The 13,802-nt window shown below is 57.7% G+C and carries 14 protein-coding genes; 7 read left to right on the top strand and 7 right to left on the bottom strand.

Translation table 11 applies throughout. The features are described 5' to 3' along the window. Positions 1-140: 140 nt before the first annotated feature. On the top strand, positions 141-614 hold the full coding sequence (locus AC2FJE_RS14180; RefSeq protein ID WP_058273690.1) for a YHS domain-containing (seleno)protein: 474 nt from the start codon (positions 141-143) through the stop codon (positions 612-614). 92 nt (positions 615-706) lie between these two features. Here the strand turns inward: AC2FJE_RS14180 and AC2FJE_RS14175 are convergent, their stop codons facing one another. Next, positions 707-1,690 (bottom strand): quinone oxidoreductase family protein, encoded by a 984-nt coding sequence (locus AC2FJE_RS14175; protein WP_496756555.1) that lies wholly within the window; start codon positions 1,688-1,690, stop codon positions 707-709. 191 nt (positions 1,691-1,881) lie between these two features. On the opposite strand from AC2FJE_RS14175, the gene AC2FJE_RS14170 reads away from it, so the two are divergent. Next, positions 1,882-2,739 (top strand): DUF2189 domain-containing protein, encoded by an 858-nt coding sequence (locus AC2FJE_RS14170; protein ID WP_496761077.1) that lies wholly within the window; start codon positions 1,882-1,884, stop codon positions 2,737-2,739. A gap of 35 nt (positions 2,740-2,774) precedes the next feature. On the opposite strand, the gene AC2FJE_RS14165 is transcribed toward AC2FJE_RS14170, so the two are convergent. Both AC2FJE_RS14165 and AC2FJE_RS14160 read right to left on the bottom strand, forming a co-directional pair. Beyond that, positions 2,775-3,761 (bottom strand): NAD(P)H-quinone oxidoreductase, encoded by a 987-nt coding sequence (locus tag AC2FJE_RS14165; RefSeq protein ID WP_496761076.1) that lies wholly within the window; start codon positions 3,759-3,761, stop codon positions 2,775-2,777. A gap of 55 nt (positions 3,762-3,816) precedes the next feature. Further along, the gene (locus AC2FJE_RS14160; protein ID WP_282169850.1) at positions 3,817-4,509 is read right to left on the bottom strand and encodes a COQ9 family protein; all 693 of its coding nucleotides are present in this window, start codon (positions 4,507-4,509) and stop codon (positions 3,817-3,819) included. Between the two features lie 111 nt (positions 4,510-4,620). On the opposite strand from AC2FJE_RS14160, the gene rpsU reads away from it, so the two are divergent. Continuing rightward, positions 4,621-4,827, top strand: a complete 207-nt coding sequence (gene rpsU, locus AC2FJE_RS14155; RefSeq protein ID WP_005614280.1) for a 30S ribosomal protein S21 — start codon at positions 4,621-4,623, stop codon at positions 4,825-4,827. A gap of 293 nt (positions 4,828-5,120) precedes the next feature. After that, a complete protein-coding gene (locus tag AC2FJE_RS14150; protein WP_496761075.1) occupies positions 5,121-6,437 on the top strand; it encodes a CAP domain-containing protein in 1,317 nt (438 codons plus the stop codon). A gap of 60 nt (positions 6,438-6,497) precedes the next feature. Here the strand turns inward: AC2FJE_RS14150 and ppk2 are convergent, their stop codons facing one another. Then, entirely contained in the window at positions 6,498-7,415 is a 918-nt protein-coding gene (gene ppk2 / locus AC2FJE_RS14145) for a polyphosphate kinase 2 (RefSeq protein WP_109313013.1), read from the bottom strand. Positions 7,416-7,704: 289 nt separating this feature from the next. On the opposite strand from ppk2, the gene AC2FJE_RS14140 reads away from it, so the two are divergent. Beyond that, a complete protein-coding gene (locus AC2FJE_RS14140; protein ID WP_496758413.1) occupies positions 7,705-8,544 on the top strand; it encodes a CPBP family intramembrane glutamic endopeptidase in 840 nt (279 codons plus the stop codon). A 3-nt stretch (positions 8,545-8,547) separates the two neighbouring features. Here the strand turns inward: AC2FJE_RS14140 and AC2FJE_RS14135 are convergent, their stop codons facing one another. Beyond that, entirely contained in the window at positions 8,548-9,006 is a 459-nt protein-coding gene (locus AC2FJE_RS14135; RefSeq protein WP_058278916.1) for an Lrp/AsnC family transcriptional regulator, read from the bottom strand. A 138-nt stretch (positions 9,007-9,144) separates the two neighbouring features. Between AC2FJE_RS14135 and ald the strand changes: the two genes are divergently transcribed. Next, positions 9,145-10,263 (top strand): alanine dehydrogenase, encoded by a 1,119-nt coding sequence (gene ald / locus AC2FJE_RS14130; RefSeq protein WP_108860695.1) that lies wholly within the window; start codon positions 9,145-9,147, stop codon positions 10,261-10,263. Between the two features lie 194 nt (positions 10,264-10,457). On the opposite strand, the gene AC2FJE_RS14125 is transcribed toward ald, so the two are convergent. Beyond that, complete coding sequence (locus AC2FJE_RS14125) at positions 10,458-11,270, bottom strand: mechanosensitive ion channel family protein (RefSeq protein ID WP_496761125.1); 813 nt, start codon at positions 11,268-11,270, stop codon at positions 10,458-10,460. Between the two features lie 211 nt (positions 11,271-11,481). Here AC2FJE_RS14125 and AC2FJE_RS14120 point away from each other — a divergent pair, with 211 nt between their 5' ends. After that, positions 11,482-12,180 carry a glutathione S-transferase family protein gene (locus tag AC2FJE_RS14120; RefSeq protein WP_496707358.1) on the top strand — a complete coding sequence of 233 codons (699 nt, stop codon included), beginning with the start codon at positions 11,482-11,484 and terminating at the stop codon, positions 12,178-12,180. Here AC2FJE_RS14120 and AC2FJE_RS14115 read toward each other — a convergent pair. Further along, positions 12,161-13,768 carry a GMC family oxidoreductase gene (locus AC2FJE_RS14115; protein ID WP_496761074.1) on the bottom strand — a complete coding sequence of 536 codons (1,608 nt, stop codon included), beginning with the start codon at positions 13,766-13,768 and terminating at the stop codon, positions 12,161-12,163. The genes AC2FJE_RS14120 and AC2FJE_RS14115 overlap by 20 nt on opposite strands. Positions 13,769-13,802: the final 34 nt, after the last annotated feature.

The raw sequence follows: 13,802 nt of genomic DNA, 5'->3' as shown, positions 1-13,802 counted from the left end.
TTGCTTTGAACGTGATGGGCCGCCTGCCCACTTGGGTTCCGTGACGACCAATTGCGGGTCTCACGGACAAAAAAACTCTTGGGTTGTCTGGGCGCAATTTTCTGCGTCACGTGGCAGCCCCTTCACGAAAGGTGAAAACAATGAACAAGTTCAAATCTCTTATCGGCGGCGTCGCGCTGTCTGTTGCCATTGCAAGCTCGGCTCTGGCCGCTGGTGTTGAACTGAACGCAAGCTCGACCGGTCTGGCCATGCAGGGCTATGATCCGGTTGCCTACTTCACCGCTGGCGAGCCGACCAAAGGTGACTACCGCATCACCACACTGCACAACGACGCGATGTATCGCTTTGCCAATGAAGAAAACAAAGCCGCGTTCGAAGAAAACCCCGAGGCCTACCTGCCTGCATATGGTGGCTACTGCGCATTCGGCGCTGCGATGGGCTTCAAGTTTGACGGTGACCCGACCTATTGGAAGATCGTCGACAACAAGCTGTACCTGAACCTGTCGCAAGACATCCAGCAGCGCTGGGAAGGTGACATCCCTGGTTTTGTCGAACAAGCCAGCGCCAATTGGGAAACCATCGCGGATAAAACACCGGCGGAACTGCAGCAATAATTTCTGACATTCCCCAAATAGGCGGCGGCAGAGTATTCTGCCGCCGCTTTTCGTTTCAAGATCAAACACCAACGAGCCGGGCTCAGTCGGTTTTACGGCTCCAGAACCGTGCTGCCTGTGGTCTGACGCGCTTCAAGCACCCGATGCGCCTCGGCCACCTGATCCAACAGGAACCGCTGGTCGATGTGGATTTTGACCTCGCCGCCTTCAACCTTGCCGAACAGCCGCCGTGCCATTGCCTGACAGACAGAAGGGTCGGCGATATGGGTAAACAGGGTCGGTCGAGTGATTTTCAAGGAACCTTTCTTGCCCAAAATACCGATATCCATCAACGGGACCGGACCTGAGGCATTGCCGAATGAGATCATCATTCCCAAAGGCTTCAGGCAGTCCAGCGAGCCATTGAACGTGTCCGCGCCGATGGAATCCATGACCACATCCACACCTTTGCCGCCGGTGATTTCGGCCACACGTTCGGCAAAGTTCTCGGTCCGGTAGTTGATGCAATGCGCAGCCCCGTTGAACTGCGCGAGGCTGCATTTTTCGTCTGTTCCGGCTGTTCCGATCAGGGTTATGCCCTCGGACTTGGCCCATTGGCAGGCAATCAGACCAACGCCACCGGCGGCCGCGTGAAACAGAACCGTGTCACCCCGTTTCAAAGGCGTTGTCCGGTGAAACAGATACTCGACCGTCATCCCCTTGAGCATCATCGCCGCAGCCGCGTCAAAAGAAATCCCTTCGGACAACGGACACACCTGCGCCGCTGGCATCACGCGCGCCTCACAATAGGCCCCGGCGGGAGCTGAGGCATAAGCTGCGCGCTGGCCCGGTTTCAGATGGGTAACACCTTCGCCAACGGCCTCAATCACACCTGCCGCTTCCATGCCCAGCGCGTGCGGTAAATCCATCGGGTACAACCCGGTGCGCTGATAAACATCAATGAAGTTCAGCCCACAGGCCCGGTGGCGGATGCGAACCTCGCCGGGTCCGGGGTCGCCCAAGGGCCGGTCTTCGATCTTTAGAACTTCGGGACCGCCGTGTTCATGAATGACGACGGTTCTTGCCGTTTGCTGCATGCTGACCTCCTGTTGCCTGACGCCAAGCTAACACGCCTGTGAAACAGGGCAATTGGTAGGTTTTTCCTGCCGCGCAACCACAACGGGAAAAACTGTGCTATACTGGGGCCTGAGCGTTGCCGGCTGGTCCGGCCAAAGGCAACCACCGCCGGATTCAACCCGTTGCGCACTGGCAAAGGGAGGGGATCAAGATGGCCAAAACAATAGGAAATCCGATCAGTTGGGCCGCCCGAAACATCGGCGCGACCGGCGATCATATTACCGAAAGCGTGCACCACATCGGCAGCGCGGACACCCGGCATCTGCCGCAGGTGCAAACACTGACGATGCAGGACCTGAAGGCCTGTTTGCAGGCCGGGTACAATGATTTTCTGGAAACACGGGCGGATGCGATTTTCATCATACTGGTTTACCCGATCGCAGGTCTGCTGATGTTCGGGTTCGGCCTTAATCGCAACATGGTTCCCCTTCTGGCACCGCTGATCATGGGTTTCGCACTAGTCGGTCCGATAGCAGCCGTGGGCCTTTACGAAATCAGCCGCAAACGCGAGCAAGGCGGCGAGGTCCATTGGCTGGACGCCTTGGGCGTCTTCCGGTCCCCGTCCTTCGGTGCAATTCTGGCCTTGGGGTTCTATCTGGTCATGCTGCTGCTGATTTGGCTGATGGTCGCGCAGAGCATCTATGCGCATACGCTTGGGCCTGATCTGCCCACCTCACTCGGGGCTTTCGTGACCCAGGTATTCACCACCGGCGCAGGCTGGTCCATGATCATTTTCGGCAACGCGATCGGGTTTCTATTCGCGCTGGTCGCATTGGCCATGAGCGTCGTCAGCTTTCCATTGCTGTTGGACCGTCCGGTCGGTCTGCCTGTGGCGGTCGTGACGTCGGTCCGAGTGTTGCGGCATAACCCCGGTGTGATTTTGGCATGGGGGTTCATCGTAGCGGCCCTGTTGATCATCGGAGCCATCCCGATGCTGCTGGGGCTGATCGTTGTCATGCCAGTCCTGGGCCATGCAACCTGGCATCTTTACCGCCGCGCAGTGGTCTGATCGGAAAAAGCGCGGGATCTGCCCGCGCCAAAGTTTTAACCAGCGACCTTGAGGACAATCTTGCCGATGTGGCCCGAGCTTTCCATCCGCGCATGGGCGGCTGCCGCCTCGGCCAGATCAAACTCACTGTCCATGACGGGGGCCACCTTCCCAGCCTCCAGCAATGGCCAGACAGCCTCGCGCAAATCCTGCGCAATCTTCGCCTTTGCCAGATCACTTTGAGGGCGCAAAGTACTGCCAGTCAGGGTCAGGCGTTTGACCATCATCATCGCAAAGTTCAACTCGACCTTCGGACCTTGCAGGAAAGCGATCTGAACCAGACGCCCATCCTCGGCCAGAGCTTTGACGTTGCGCGGGATATAGTCGCCACCAACCATGTCGAGGATCAGGTTCGCCCCACCTTCGGCGCGCATGACGCCTACGAAGTCCTCGTCCCGGTAATTGATCGCCTTCTCTGCTCCAAGCTTCACACAAGCCTCGCATTTTTCAGCCGACCCCGCAGTTGCAAACACCCGAGCGCCGAACGCATTCGCCAGCTGGATCGCTGTCGTGCCAATTCCGCTGGACCCGCCATGCACCAGAAAACGCTCACCTGCCTTCAGACCGCCGCGCGTGAAAACGTTGGACCACACAGTAAAGAAGGTTTCGGGCAGGCACGCGGCCTCTTTCATCCCCATTCCCGAAGGAACTGGCAGACAGTGCGCAGCGGGTGTGGCCACATATTCCGCATATCCGCCACCGGGCAGCAAAGCACAGACCGGATCGCCGATGGCCAGACCCTCGACCCCGGCACCAACGGCAACAACCTCGCCCGATGCCTCAAGCCCCGGCAAATCGCTGGCACCCTGAGGAGGATCATAGGCCCCGGCACGCTGCAGCGCATCCGGGCGGTTCACACCCGCATAGGCCACTTTCAGGATCACCTGCCCGGCTTGTGGTTCCGGCACCGGGCGTTCCGTCAGTTGCAGAACATCCGGACCACCGGGTTTGGTGATTTCGACAGCGCGCATCATCTGGGTCATGGGCAAATCTCCTTTACCCAATGCCTAGCAGGCAATTTCTAGAAGGCCCAGACGCTTACTTGCGCGGGTTCAACATACCCGGCAAATCAGCCCGTATCTTTGTCGGCGCTTTTACCTGACCAGCCAACCAGTTCGGCACCGCCAGAAACGGTTTGAACAACGGGTTGTCATTCACCTGCGCCTTGATCTTTTCGAACTGCATGACGTTGTCTATCCGCCGATCCAGAAACTCCCAGGTTTTCTGGTGATCGGGGGAATCGTCGCCCAGCCAGAACAGCAGGGTCGAGGAATATACGCCCGACAACGTCGCTCGTTTCGTGTACCAGTTCACGTCGTCCGAGGAATCGCCAAGCGTGTCCCAGATCAGATCGCAGGTCTGCCACAAGGCTTTTGCCCCATCGGCTGCGTAGGTGGGCAGCGAAAACAACGTCATACCCCGGCGAACAAGCTCTTTGTCCGGAACCGCCTCAAGCCGGAACCGAACTGCAGCGGCGATTCGCTCGCGGAACTTCAACTCGCTCAGGTCCGAGGACTTCAGCCGATCCTCCATCGCCGCGTCGCCGCGCGCGTGAAAGGCCAGTGCCAGATCAACCGCGCCACGGGGACAAATCGCGCGCGCCAGCGTGTCATCCATATTGCAATCTAAGATAGCTGCACGAAAGCTGGCTTCGGACCAGCCGTCAAACGGCACATGGATCAAAATCGCGTCCAACAACTGCTGCTTGGAGTCTTCATATGTGGTGGTCATGGCGGTTCTCCGGTTCTGGGGACCAGTACTAGACAAGATAGAACGGCTTTGCTATACGGCCAATTCCTGCAATTTCCTTGCAACTCTATCTAGAAAGGTGGTGACAACCACATGCAGGTTAGTGTTCGCGACAATAACGTCGATCAGGCGCTTCGTGCCCTGAAGAAAAAGCTGCAGCGCGAAGGCGTGTTCCGCGAAATGAAGCTCAAGCAACATTTCGAGAAACCGTCCGAGAAAAAAGCGCGCGAGAAAGCTGAAGCGATCCGCCGTGCCCGTAAACTGGCACGTAAGAAAGCACAGCGCGAAGGTTTGCTCTAAAACCTCGCTCGTCCAGCTTTGGATGACACTATTTGACGACCCCCGAGGCATCGCCCGGGGGTTTGTCGTTTTTAGGGTCGGATGATTTATGCCGACTCGGGCCGCCCACGCGCGACAAGCTGCCATTTCCCCCTCAGCAACATTTTGCCCGGCATTTTGCAGCGCAGCGAATCCCGTGGCGGTAGCACTGACCCGCCAAAACTCGCCTCTGAACACGCCATCCCTATGAAGGTCGTATCGAGCCTTTGTAACTGGCGCCGTCTACCACGACAAAAAACCAATCGGAGGCAAAAATGTCGACTGCAAGTAGTATCGAACAAGAAATGCTGGCGCTGATTAACCAAGAGCGCACATCCCGCGGGCTGGACCCCCTACAGCTTGAAACGCGGCTGAACGACTCGTCTGAGGATCACAGTGAATGGATGCTGGAAACGGACAGGTTCAGCCACACCGGCTCGGGTGGTTCCAGCGCCACGCAGCGGATGGAAATGGCCGGGTTCGACTTCTCGGGCAACTGGCGGTCAGGTGAAAACATCGCCTGGCAATCCGAGCGCGGCGCGCCAGGCATCAGCGATGACGTCGCCCAGCTTCATCAGAACCTGATGAACAGCCCCGGTCACCGCGCCAATATTCTGAACCCGGATTTCAAATACATCGGAATCGGAATTGAAACCGGCGACATGCAGGGTTTCGACGCTGTGATGGTGACGCAGAACTTTGCTGCCACCCAGGGTGAAGTCATGCTGGACAACGGCTCTGCCACTCCGCCGGCGCCGACGCCACCGGTTGAAGAAACCCCGCAGCCCGAAGAGCCGGTTGCCGAAGTGCCAGAACCCGAGGTTACCGAGCCTGAGGAACCGGTGGCCGAAGTACCTGACCCCGAAGTTACCGAGCCCGAGGAACCGGTGGCCGAAGTGCCTGACCCTGAAGTTACCGAGCCCGAGGAACCGGTGGCCGAAGTGCCTGACCCTGAAGTTACCGAACCCGAGGAACCGGTGGCCGAAGTACCTGACCCCGAAGTTACCGAGCCCGAGGAACCGGTGGCCGAAGTGCCTGATCCTGAAGTTACCGAACCCGAGGAACCGGTGGTCGAAGTACCTGACCCAGAAGTTACCGAGCCCGAGGAGCCTGTGGCCGAAGTACCTGACCCAGAAGTTACCGAACCCGAGGAACCGGTGGCCGAAGTACCTGACCCCGAAGTTACCGAGCCCGAGGAGCCTGTGGCCGAAGTACCTGACCCAGAAGTTACCGAGCCCGAGGAGCCTGTGGCCGAAGTACCTGACCCAGAAGTTACCGAGCCCGAGGAACCGGTGGCCGAAACGCCCGGAACGGAAGAACCCGAAGAGTTTGCCTGTTTTGACGTTCAGGAGTTTCTTGCCGAGATCCGGACATTCGTCCAATCGATTCAGGCGCAGTTCGACCAGTTTGATTGGAACGACACAGACTATGCCGATGCGGAACCCGAAACCGACGATTTCGATATGGTGATGACCGGCGATGACAATCCTGTGGACGATGTCGAGACTTGCTCTGACATGACCGGGGACAATTCAGGTGATGTCTTTGTGTTCAACTATTATGATTTCGACTGCATGATGGACGCCGCTTAACGGATACCATGGTGCGGGGCGGGGGCGACCCTGCCTCGCACCAATTTCAACTTCAATAGTTCAATAGACCTTTGGAACATACAGATCGTCAGGCAAAATCCGGCGTTCATATTCCGGGTTGTACTTTCGATCCGGCAGATCGACCTTTTCCTGCGGCACATCCGAATACGGGATCTTGGTCAGCAGGTGTTCAATGCAATTCAGGCGCTCGCGCTTTTTGTCATTGCCTTCGACGATGTACCAGGGCGCTTCGGGTATGTTCGTGCGAAACAACATGTCCTCCTTGGCCTTGGTGTAGGATTCCCACCGAATGCGCGATTCCAGATCCATCGGCGACAGCTTCCACTGCTTCATCGGATCGTGAATGCGCATCAGGAATCGCAACTGCTGTTCTTCGTCGGTGATCGAGAACCAATATTTTAGCAGGATGATACCCGACCGCACCAGCATCCGTTCGAATTCAGGAACGTCCTGAAAGAACTGTTCGACCTGATCTTCACTGGCAAAACCCATGACCCGTTCGACACCCGCACGGTTGTACCAGGACCGGTCGAACAGAACGATTTCGCCAGCTGCTGGCAGATGCGGCACGTAGCGTTGGAAATACCACTGGCTTTGTTCCCTGCGACTGGGTGCGGGCAACGCAACCACACGTGCAACACGCGGGTTCAGGCGCTGGGTAATCCGCTTGATTACCCCCCCTTTACCGGCACTGTCGCGACCTTCGAACAGGATGCACACTTTGGCACCGGTGTGTTGCACCCAATCCTGAACCCTGATCAGTTCGGCCTGCAATCGCAGCAAGTTCTGGAAATAGACCTTGCGGTCCAGCATGTCCGGATGCTGTTCCTTATAGATCTTGCGAACTTCCATCGACAGCATCGGCTCGCTGAATTCGATTTCGAAATCTTCGTCCAGCGTGTCTTCGAGCTCGGCTTCCAGCCAGTCTTTTGGGGCGTCATTTTGTTGGTAAGCCAAGATCTGCTCCTTATCAGTCAACGGGTTCCGACCATACCCAGAGAGTGTGACCGCCTGATGTCATCAGATATAATTGATGAACGCTCCGCGCCGGTTCAATTTCAAGTTGGTGCGGGGCCGTAAAACAGGCAGACGTTCGGTCATTCCTATAATTGAACCGACCTGCGCCTAGATACAAGCGTCTGATTTGACGCAACGCTGGCAGTAAGGCACAGGCTAACCCTTGCACGGCCTTGCCATTTGGGGGCGTCCGACGGCATCAATACGCACCTGAATACATGAGAGAGCCGTGGCGTATTTTTTATCCCTTCTGCCATTGATATGGCCCTGGTCCATACTGATCGCCGGCATGGTCAGTGCGGCCTCGGGCCGGCGGCAACTTGGCCTGACGCTGCTGTTGGTGTTTGGTCTTACCGCCCTCGCCCTAGGGCTGGTCACACCTTTGGCTGTTGGAGTTGTTGCTGCCGGATTGCTGGGGGCTGCGGCCCTGAACCATCTTACAGGCACCGGCGCGGCGGTTGGCCACGTGATGTTGATCGGCTGGTGTCTTGCATTGGGCGCACATCTGGTGCCCGGATTTCAAAACCTGATGGTACTGGACCGGGTCTACGCCGGACCGGACAGTTCGGCGTTTTCAATGTACTTGAATCTGGACAAGCCAATGGTGCTGTTTGCGGTCCTGCTGGCCTGGCCGGGAATGACCGATTCAGCGAGACCTGTCCGAAGAACACCGTTGCTGGTGGGCCTTGCGACCTTGCCCGCCCTCTTCGCCGTTGGGCTGGCCGCGCAGGCCATCCGGCCAGAACTCAGCCTACCGCCTTGGTGGCTGATTTTTGCATTGTCGAACCTGTTTCTGACCTGCCTGACGGAAGAGGCTTTTTTCCGCGGGTATCTGCAGTCGCTTATTGCGTCCAAACTTGGTGCAGCACTTGGTGTGACTCTGGCCGGCCTGCTGTTTGGTCTAGCTCATTTTCCGGGCGGTCCGGCCCTAGTCGCTTATGCCGCGATTCTTGGTGCCGCCTGTGGCTTGGGATTTTATGCAACCGGTCGGTTGTGGGTACCCGTTCTGATGCATTTCGGCTTCAATGCAGTGCATCTGTTCCTGTTCACCTACCCGACCCCAGCCTGACGGTCACACCGGTAAGGCCGTCGTCTTGAACACAGTGCGCAAAGCAAATGAGCTTTGCATTTGCGCCACGCCGGGCAAGCGCGACAGGTACTGACGGTGAATTCGGGCGAAATCCTCGGTATTCTCGGCGACAACCTTCAGAATATAGTCCGCCGTCCCCGCCATGAGATGACACTCCAGAACGTCAGGAATACGCGCCACCGCCTTTTCAAACGCATCCAGCAACTCCTCCGCCTGACCCTGCAGGGTGATTTCAACAAACACAGTGGTCGGGACGTTCATTTTGCGCGCATCCAACAGCGCCACATAGTTTCGAATGTACCCTTCGGCCTCAAGCCGTTGGACGCGCCGGTGACATGCCGACGGCGACAGATTCACCTGATCTGACAACTCGGCATTCGACATCCTGCCGTTTCTCTGCAGGGCGGCCAGAATCTTTCTATCGGTCGTATCGAGGCTCATACGCGCAAGTCCTTTGCAAGAAATTCCAATAATACCGAAGAATCTCGCAAAGAAAACCCGAATGACGGGCAGAGTTTCACAGAAATTGCATCCCGAATTGCACATAATTTGGGCAGTTTATGAATGGAGGAGCGAGAAATGAAAATCGGTTGCCCCAAGGAAATCAAACCCCAGGAATTCCGTGTTGGCATGACCCCCAACGCTGCGCAAGAAGCTGTTGCGCGCGGCCACGAGGTCATCATTGAAACCAATGCCGGCATGGGTTCCGGCTTTGACAACGACTCTTATGTCGCTGCAGGTGCGCGCATCGTCGACACCGCAGAAGAAGTTTTTGCGACCGCGGACATGATCGTAAAGGTCAAAGAACCCCAGGCGGTCGAGCGCAAGATGCTGCGTGAAGGCCAGCTGCTGTTCACCTACCTGCACCTGGCACCTGATCCAGACCAGACCCACGACCTGCTGGCGTCGGGCTGCACGGCGATTGCCTATGAAACCGTAACAGATTCCAAAGGCGGCCTGCCGCTGCTGGCGCCGATGTCCGAAGTTGCCGGTCGTCTGGCACCTCAGGTCGGTTCGTGGACCCTGCAAAAGGCCAATGGCGGCCGCGGTGTTCTGATGGGTGGCGTTCCCGGCGTTGGCCCGGCCAAAGTCATCGTGATCGGCGGCGGCGTTGTTGGTACCCACGCAGCCAAGATCGCGGCCGGCATGGGCGCTGACGTCACCGTTCTGGACCGGTCTCTGCCACGCCTGCGTTACCTCGACGACGTCTTTGGCGGCACGTTCAAAAGCCAGTACTCGACAGCCGGCGCAACGGCCGAGTTGATCCAGGAAGCCGACATGGTCATCGGTGCGGTTCTGATACCCGGCGCTGCGGCACCCAAGCTGATCTCGCGCGCGCAGCTGTCCACCATGAAACCCGGTGCGGTTCTGGTTGATGTTGCGATCGACCAGGGCGGCTGCTTTGAAACCTCCAAAGCGACCACCCATGCTGACCCGATCTATGAAGTGGACGGCGTCATGCACTACTGCGTAGCCAACATGCCGGGCGCGGTTGCGCGGACTTCGACCATCGCATTGGGTAACGCGACCATGCCGTTCCTGCTGGCACTGGCGGGTAAAGGCTGGAAGAAAGCATGTCAGGACGACCCGCATTTGCTGGCAGGTCTGAACGTCCATGCCGGTCAGCTGACTTACGAAGCTGTTGGTACGGCGCTGGGTCTGGACGTTGTCTCGCCCGAGGCAATCGTCAACGCCTGAAGCACTCCCGCCCCTGTAAGGAGCCGCTGAAGCGGCTGCTTTGCAGCGTTGGGCATGGCGGCGTGCCTTTGGCGCGCCGCTTTTCTTTTGATCGAACGACTTTTGCACCAACAAAAAAACGCCGCGCTAAAAGCGCGGCGCCGGGCCCAACCGGAGGAGGGCATTTCCAATGCCCGCTCGACGGGCGGGAGAGTTCAGCCCTCTTTCCGAATTTCCACGGTATGTGGATACGGAATCGACACACCCTTGGCGTCAAACGCCTCTTTCACGGCCTTAGTGATCTCAAACTTCAGGTCCCAGTAATCGGTGGCGTTGCACCACAGGCGTGCGGTCAGATCGACCGAGCTGTCGCCCAGGTTGGTCACGCGCACCCACGGCTCTGGATCTGAGTGAATTCGGTCATCGGCCTTCGCGACATCCAGAATGATCTTCATCGCCTCATCAGCGCTGTCACCGTAATCAATGCCGAACACCAGATCGACACGCCGCGTGTCATGCGCCGAGTAGTTCGTGATGATCGATCCCCAGGATTGTCCGTTGGGAACGATGATCTGCACGTTGTCCGGCGTCACCAGCTCGGTCGTGAACAGGTTCAGATCCTTAACAGTGCCTGCGGTGCCGCCGATATCAACATACTGACCCAGCTTGTAAGGGCGGAAGACAACCAGCATAACGCCCGCAGCAAGATCGCTCAGCGTTCCTTGAAGGGCCAAACCAATGGCCAGAGAAGCAGCACCCAAAATGGCGACGATGCTTGTCGCCTGAATGCCAAAGATGCCCAGCACTGCAACCAGTACCATGGCCAATATGACCCATTTCACCAGACTGGCGACGAAATTCCCAAGCGTCTGATCAATATGCGGTGTCGCATTGATCCTGCGCCGGACTACACCGGCAATGGCGCCAGCAATGATCCATCCAAGGATCAGTACGACCAGCGCTTTGACTGCGCTTATGATCAGCGGGGCAAAGGCACCCACCTGTGTTACGACATCATCCACGCGCATCTCCTTTCGATTCACGGCAAACCCGCGTCTCTCAGCGCGGGATTGGCGGAATAGTGATCCATAAGCGCGCTTCGGTCTAGGTGTGAGATACGCAGGTTTTCCCCGTTGTTCTCACGCACACAGCCCCTGACCTTGTATGCACAGCTCGGATACTGGCAAGACTGGGCAGGTGTACCTACCTATTGCTGGCAACCCATGACAGGAGCCCCCCATGCTGGATACCGCCTCTCACCCGATAACGGCACGCTGGCCTGCGCAGTTTCCCGACAGGATTCAGCTCTATTCTTTCCCCACGCCGAACGGCGTAAAAGCGTCGATAATGCTGGAAGAAACCGGCCTGCCCTATGAAGCCCATCGGGTTACGCTTTCGGACTCGGATGTCAAAAGCCCCGAATTCCTGTCATTGAACCCCAACAACAAAATCCCGGCGATCATCGACCCGAATGGTCCGGACGGAGAATCCATTGGCCTGTTCGAAAGCGGAGCGATCCTGATATATCTCGCCGAGAAAAGCGGCAAGTTTCTGGGTCAAACCAAAGCCGACAAATATCGCGTGATCCAATGGGTGATGTTCCAGATGGGCGGCATCGGTCCGATGTTCGGACAACTGGGCTATTTTCACAAATTCGCAGGCAGCGAGATCGAAGACCCGCGCCCCCGTGAACGCTACGTGAACGAGGCCAAGCGATTGCTGAATGTCCTGAACCAACAGCTTGAAGGCCAGGATTGGATTGCCGGAGACTATTCGATTGCCGATATCGCAATCGCGCCTTGGCTGCGCGGGCTCGAATTCTACAATGCGCACGACCTTGTTGGTTGGGAAGACCACGCCAATCTGGTGGCGTATCTCGACCGGTTCCTGAAGCGACCCGCGGTGCAAAAAGGCCTGGTTACGCCGCCCCGGGACTGATTGCTTCGGCGATCTTTTCGGCAATCATGATAGTGGGCGCATTGGTATTGCCGCCGACCAAAGTCGGCATGACCGATGCGTCCACCACCCGCAGCCCCTCGACCCCATGAACCCGACCTTCGGTATCGACAACGGCCATATCGTCGATCCCCATCTTGCAGGTGCCCACCGGGTGATAGATCGTGTCGGCACGGCTGCGGATATCAGCCTCCAAGGCCTGATCACTGCCCTCATGGGCATAGAGCCGCTTTTTGCGCCAGGGTTCCAGCGGCTCGGATTCGAGAATTGATTCCATGATACGAGCCCCGCGCTTCAACAGATCCAGATCGCGGTCATCGCTGAGATAAGCCGGATCAATACGCGGCGGCTCTCCTGCCCGGTCCGAGGTTAGCCCAACGCTGCCCCTGCTGAACGGGCGCAACACACAGACATGGCACGAATACCCGTGCGGCAAGTGAATCTTGCGCATGTGGTCGTCAACGATTCCGACAACAAAGTGCAGCTGAAGATCCGGTTTGGAAACGGATGGATCAGATTTGAAGAACGCGCCGCCTTCGGCAAAAGGAGTCGCAAACAGCCCCTCTCCGGTGCGGCGCCAGTCCAACCCCGCCCTGGCTAGGTTCCATAGCCCGCCCGGGGTCATCCCGATGACATCCTTACGTTTCGAATGATAGCTGAGGACATAGTCCAGATGGTCCTGCAGATTCTGACCAACGCCGGGCAAGTCGTGCAGAACAGGAATACCGTGCTGTTTCAACTCGTCTTCGGGCCCAATACCGGACAACATCAGCAATTGTGGCGAACCAAAAGCACCCCCCGAAAGGATGACTTCACGGCGGGCGCGAATTTCGACTTCTTTGCTTTTCTGACGCAGCAAAACCCCGGTTGCGCGCTTTTTGTCAAAAAGGATCTTCTGGGCTTCTGCCCTTGTCATGATTGTCAGGTTCGGCCGCGATTTGACGCCCCGCAAATAGGCCGCAGCTGCCGAGCAACGTTCACCCTTATGCGCCCCGTCTTGGAACTGCGTGACCTGATACAGGCCTGCGCCTTCCTGCTCCGGCCCGTTGAAATCCTTTATCTCGCGAATTTGTTGCTGGCCGCAGGCTTCGACAAACGCATGAGAGATGGCACGCGGCTCAGACTGGTCCGACACGTGCAAGGGACCATCACCGCCATGGAGATCATCCGCACCGCGCGCATTGCCTTCGGCCTTTCGAAAGTAGGGCAGGACGTTTTGCCAATCCCATCCCTCGCATCCAAGATCCGCCCATTCATCATAGTCGCTGGGGTGACCGCGCACGTACAGCATCGCATTGATCGCCGACGACCCGCCTAGTGCCTTGCCCCGCGGCTGAAACCCTTTGCGGCCATTCAACCCGGGCTGACGTACGGTTTCAAAGGCCCAATTATTCAGCTTGGGCCGCCCCGAAACCATGGCCGCCACAAGAGCCGGAGCCCGGATCACCAGATCCTCGCCAGCGCCACCCGCTTCAAGCAGGCAAACGCTTGTGTCTGGATCTTCGCTCAGCCGCGCGGCCATAACACATCCGGCGGACCCACCGCCCACGATGACATAGTCGAATTCCATGAATGCTTCCCCGTACTGTCCAAACAGACGGTAG

It is taken from the genome of Ruegeria sp. CDSC002 (assembly GCF_059610905.1).
This window is presented reverse-complemented; position numbering and strand designations above follow the sequence as displayed.

Coding starts and splice junctions, on each gene's coding strand:
- AC2FJE_RS14180 (WP_058273690.1), top strand. CDS start 141: ATGAACAAGTTCAAATCTCTTATCGGCGGCGTCGCGCTGTCTGTTGCC.
- AC2FJE_RS14175 (WP_496756555.1), bottom strand. CDS start 1,690: ATGCAGCAAACGGCAAGAACCGTCGTCATTCATGAACACGGCGGTCCC.
- AC2FJE_RS14170 (WP_496761077.1), top strand. CDS start 1,882: ATGGCCAAAACAATAGGAAATCCGATCAGTTGGGCCGCCCGAAACATC.
- AC2FJE_RS14165 (WP_496761076.1), bottom strand. CDS start 3,761: ATGACCCAGATGATGCGCGCTGTCGAAATCACCAAACCCGGTGGTCCG.
- AC2FJE_RS14160 (WP_282169850.1), bottom strand. CDS start 4,509: ATGACCACCACATATGAAGACTCCAAGCAGCAGTTGTTGGACGCGATT.
- rpsU (WP_005614280.1), top strand. CDS start 4,621: ATGCAGGTTAGTGTTCGCGACAATAACGTCGATCAGGCGCTTCGTGCC.
- AC2FJE_RS14150 (WP_496761075.1), top strand. CDS start 5,121: ATGTCGACTGCAAGTAGTATCGAACAAGAAATGCTGGCGCTGATTAAC.
- AC2FJE_RS14135 (WP_058278916.1), bottom strand. CDS start 9,006: ATGAGCCTCGATACGACCGATAGAAAGATTCTGGCCGCCCTGCAGAGA.
- ald (WP_108860695.1), top strand. CDS start 9,145: ATGAAAATCGGTTGCCCCAAGGAAATCAAACCCCAGGAATTCCGTGTT.
- AC2FJE_RS14125 (WP_496761125.1), bottom strand. CDS start 11,270: ATGCGCGTGGATGATGTCGTAACACAGGTGGGTGCCTTTGCCCCGCTG.
- AC2FJE_RS14120 (WP_496707358.1), top strand. CDS start 11,482: ATGCTGGATACCGCCTCTCACCCGATAACGGCACGCTGGCCTGCGCAG.
- AC2FJE_RS14115 (WP_496761074.1), bottom strand. CDS start 13,768: ATGGAATTCGACTATGTCATCGTGGGCGGTGGGTCCGCCGGATGTGTT.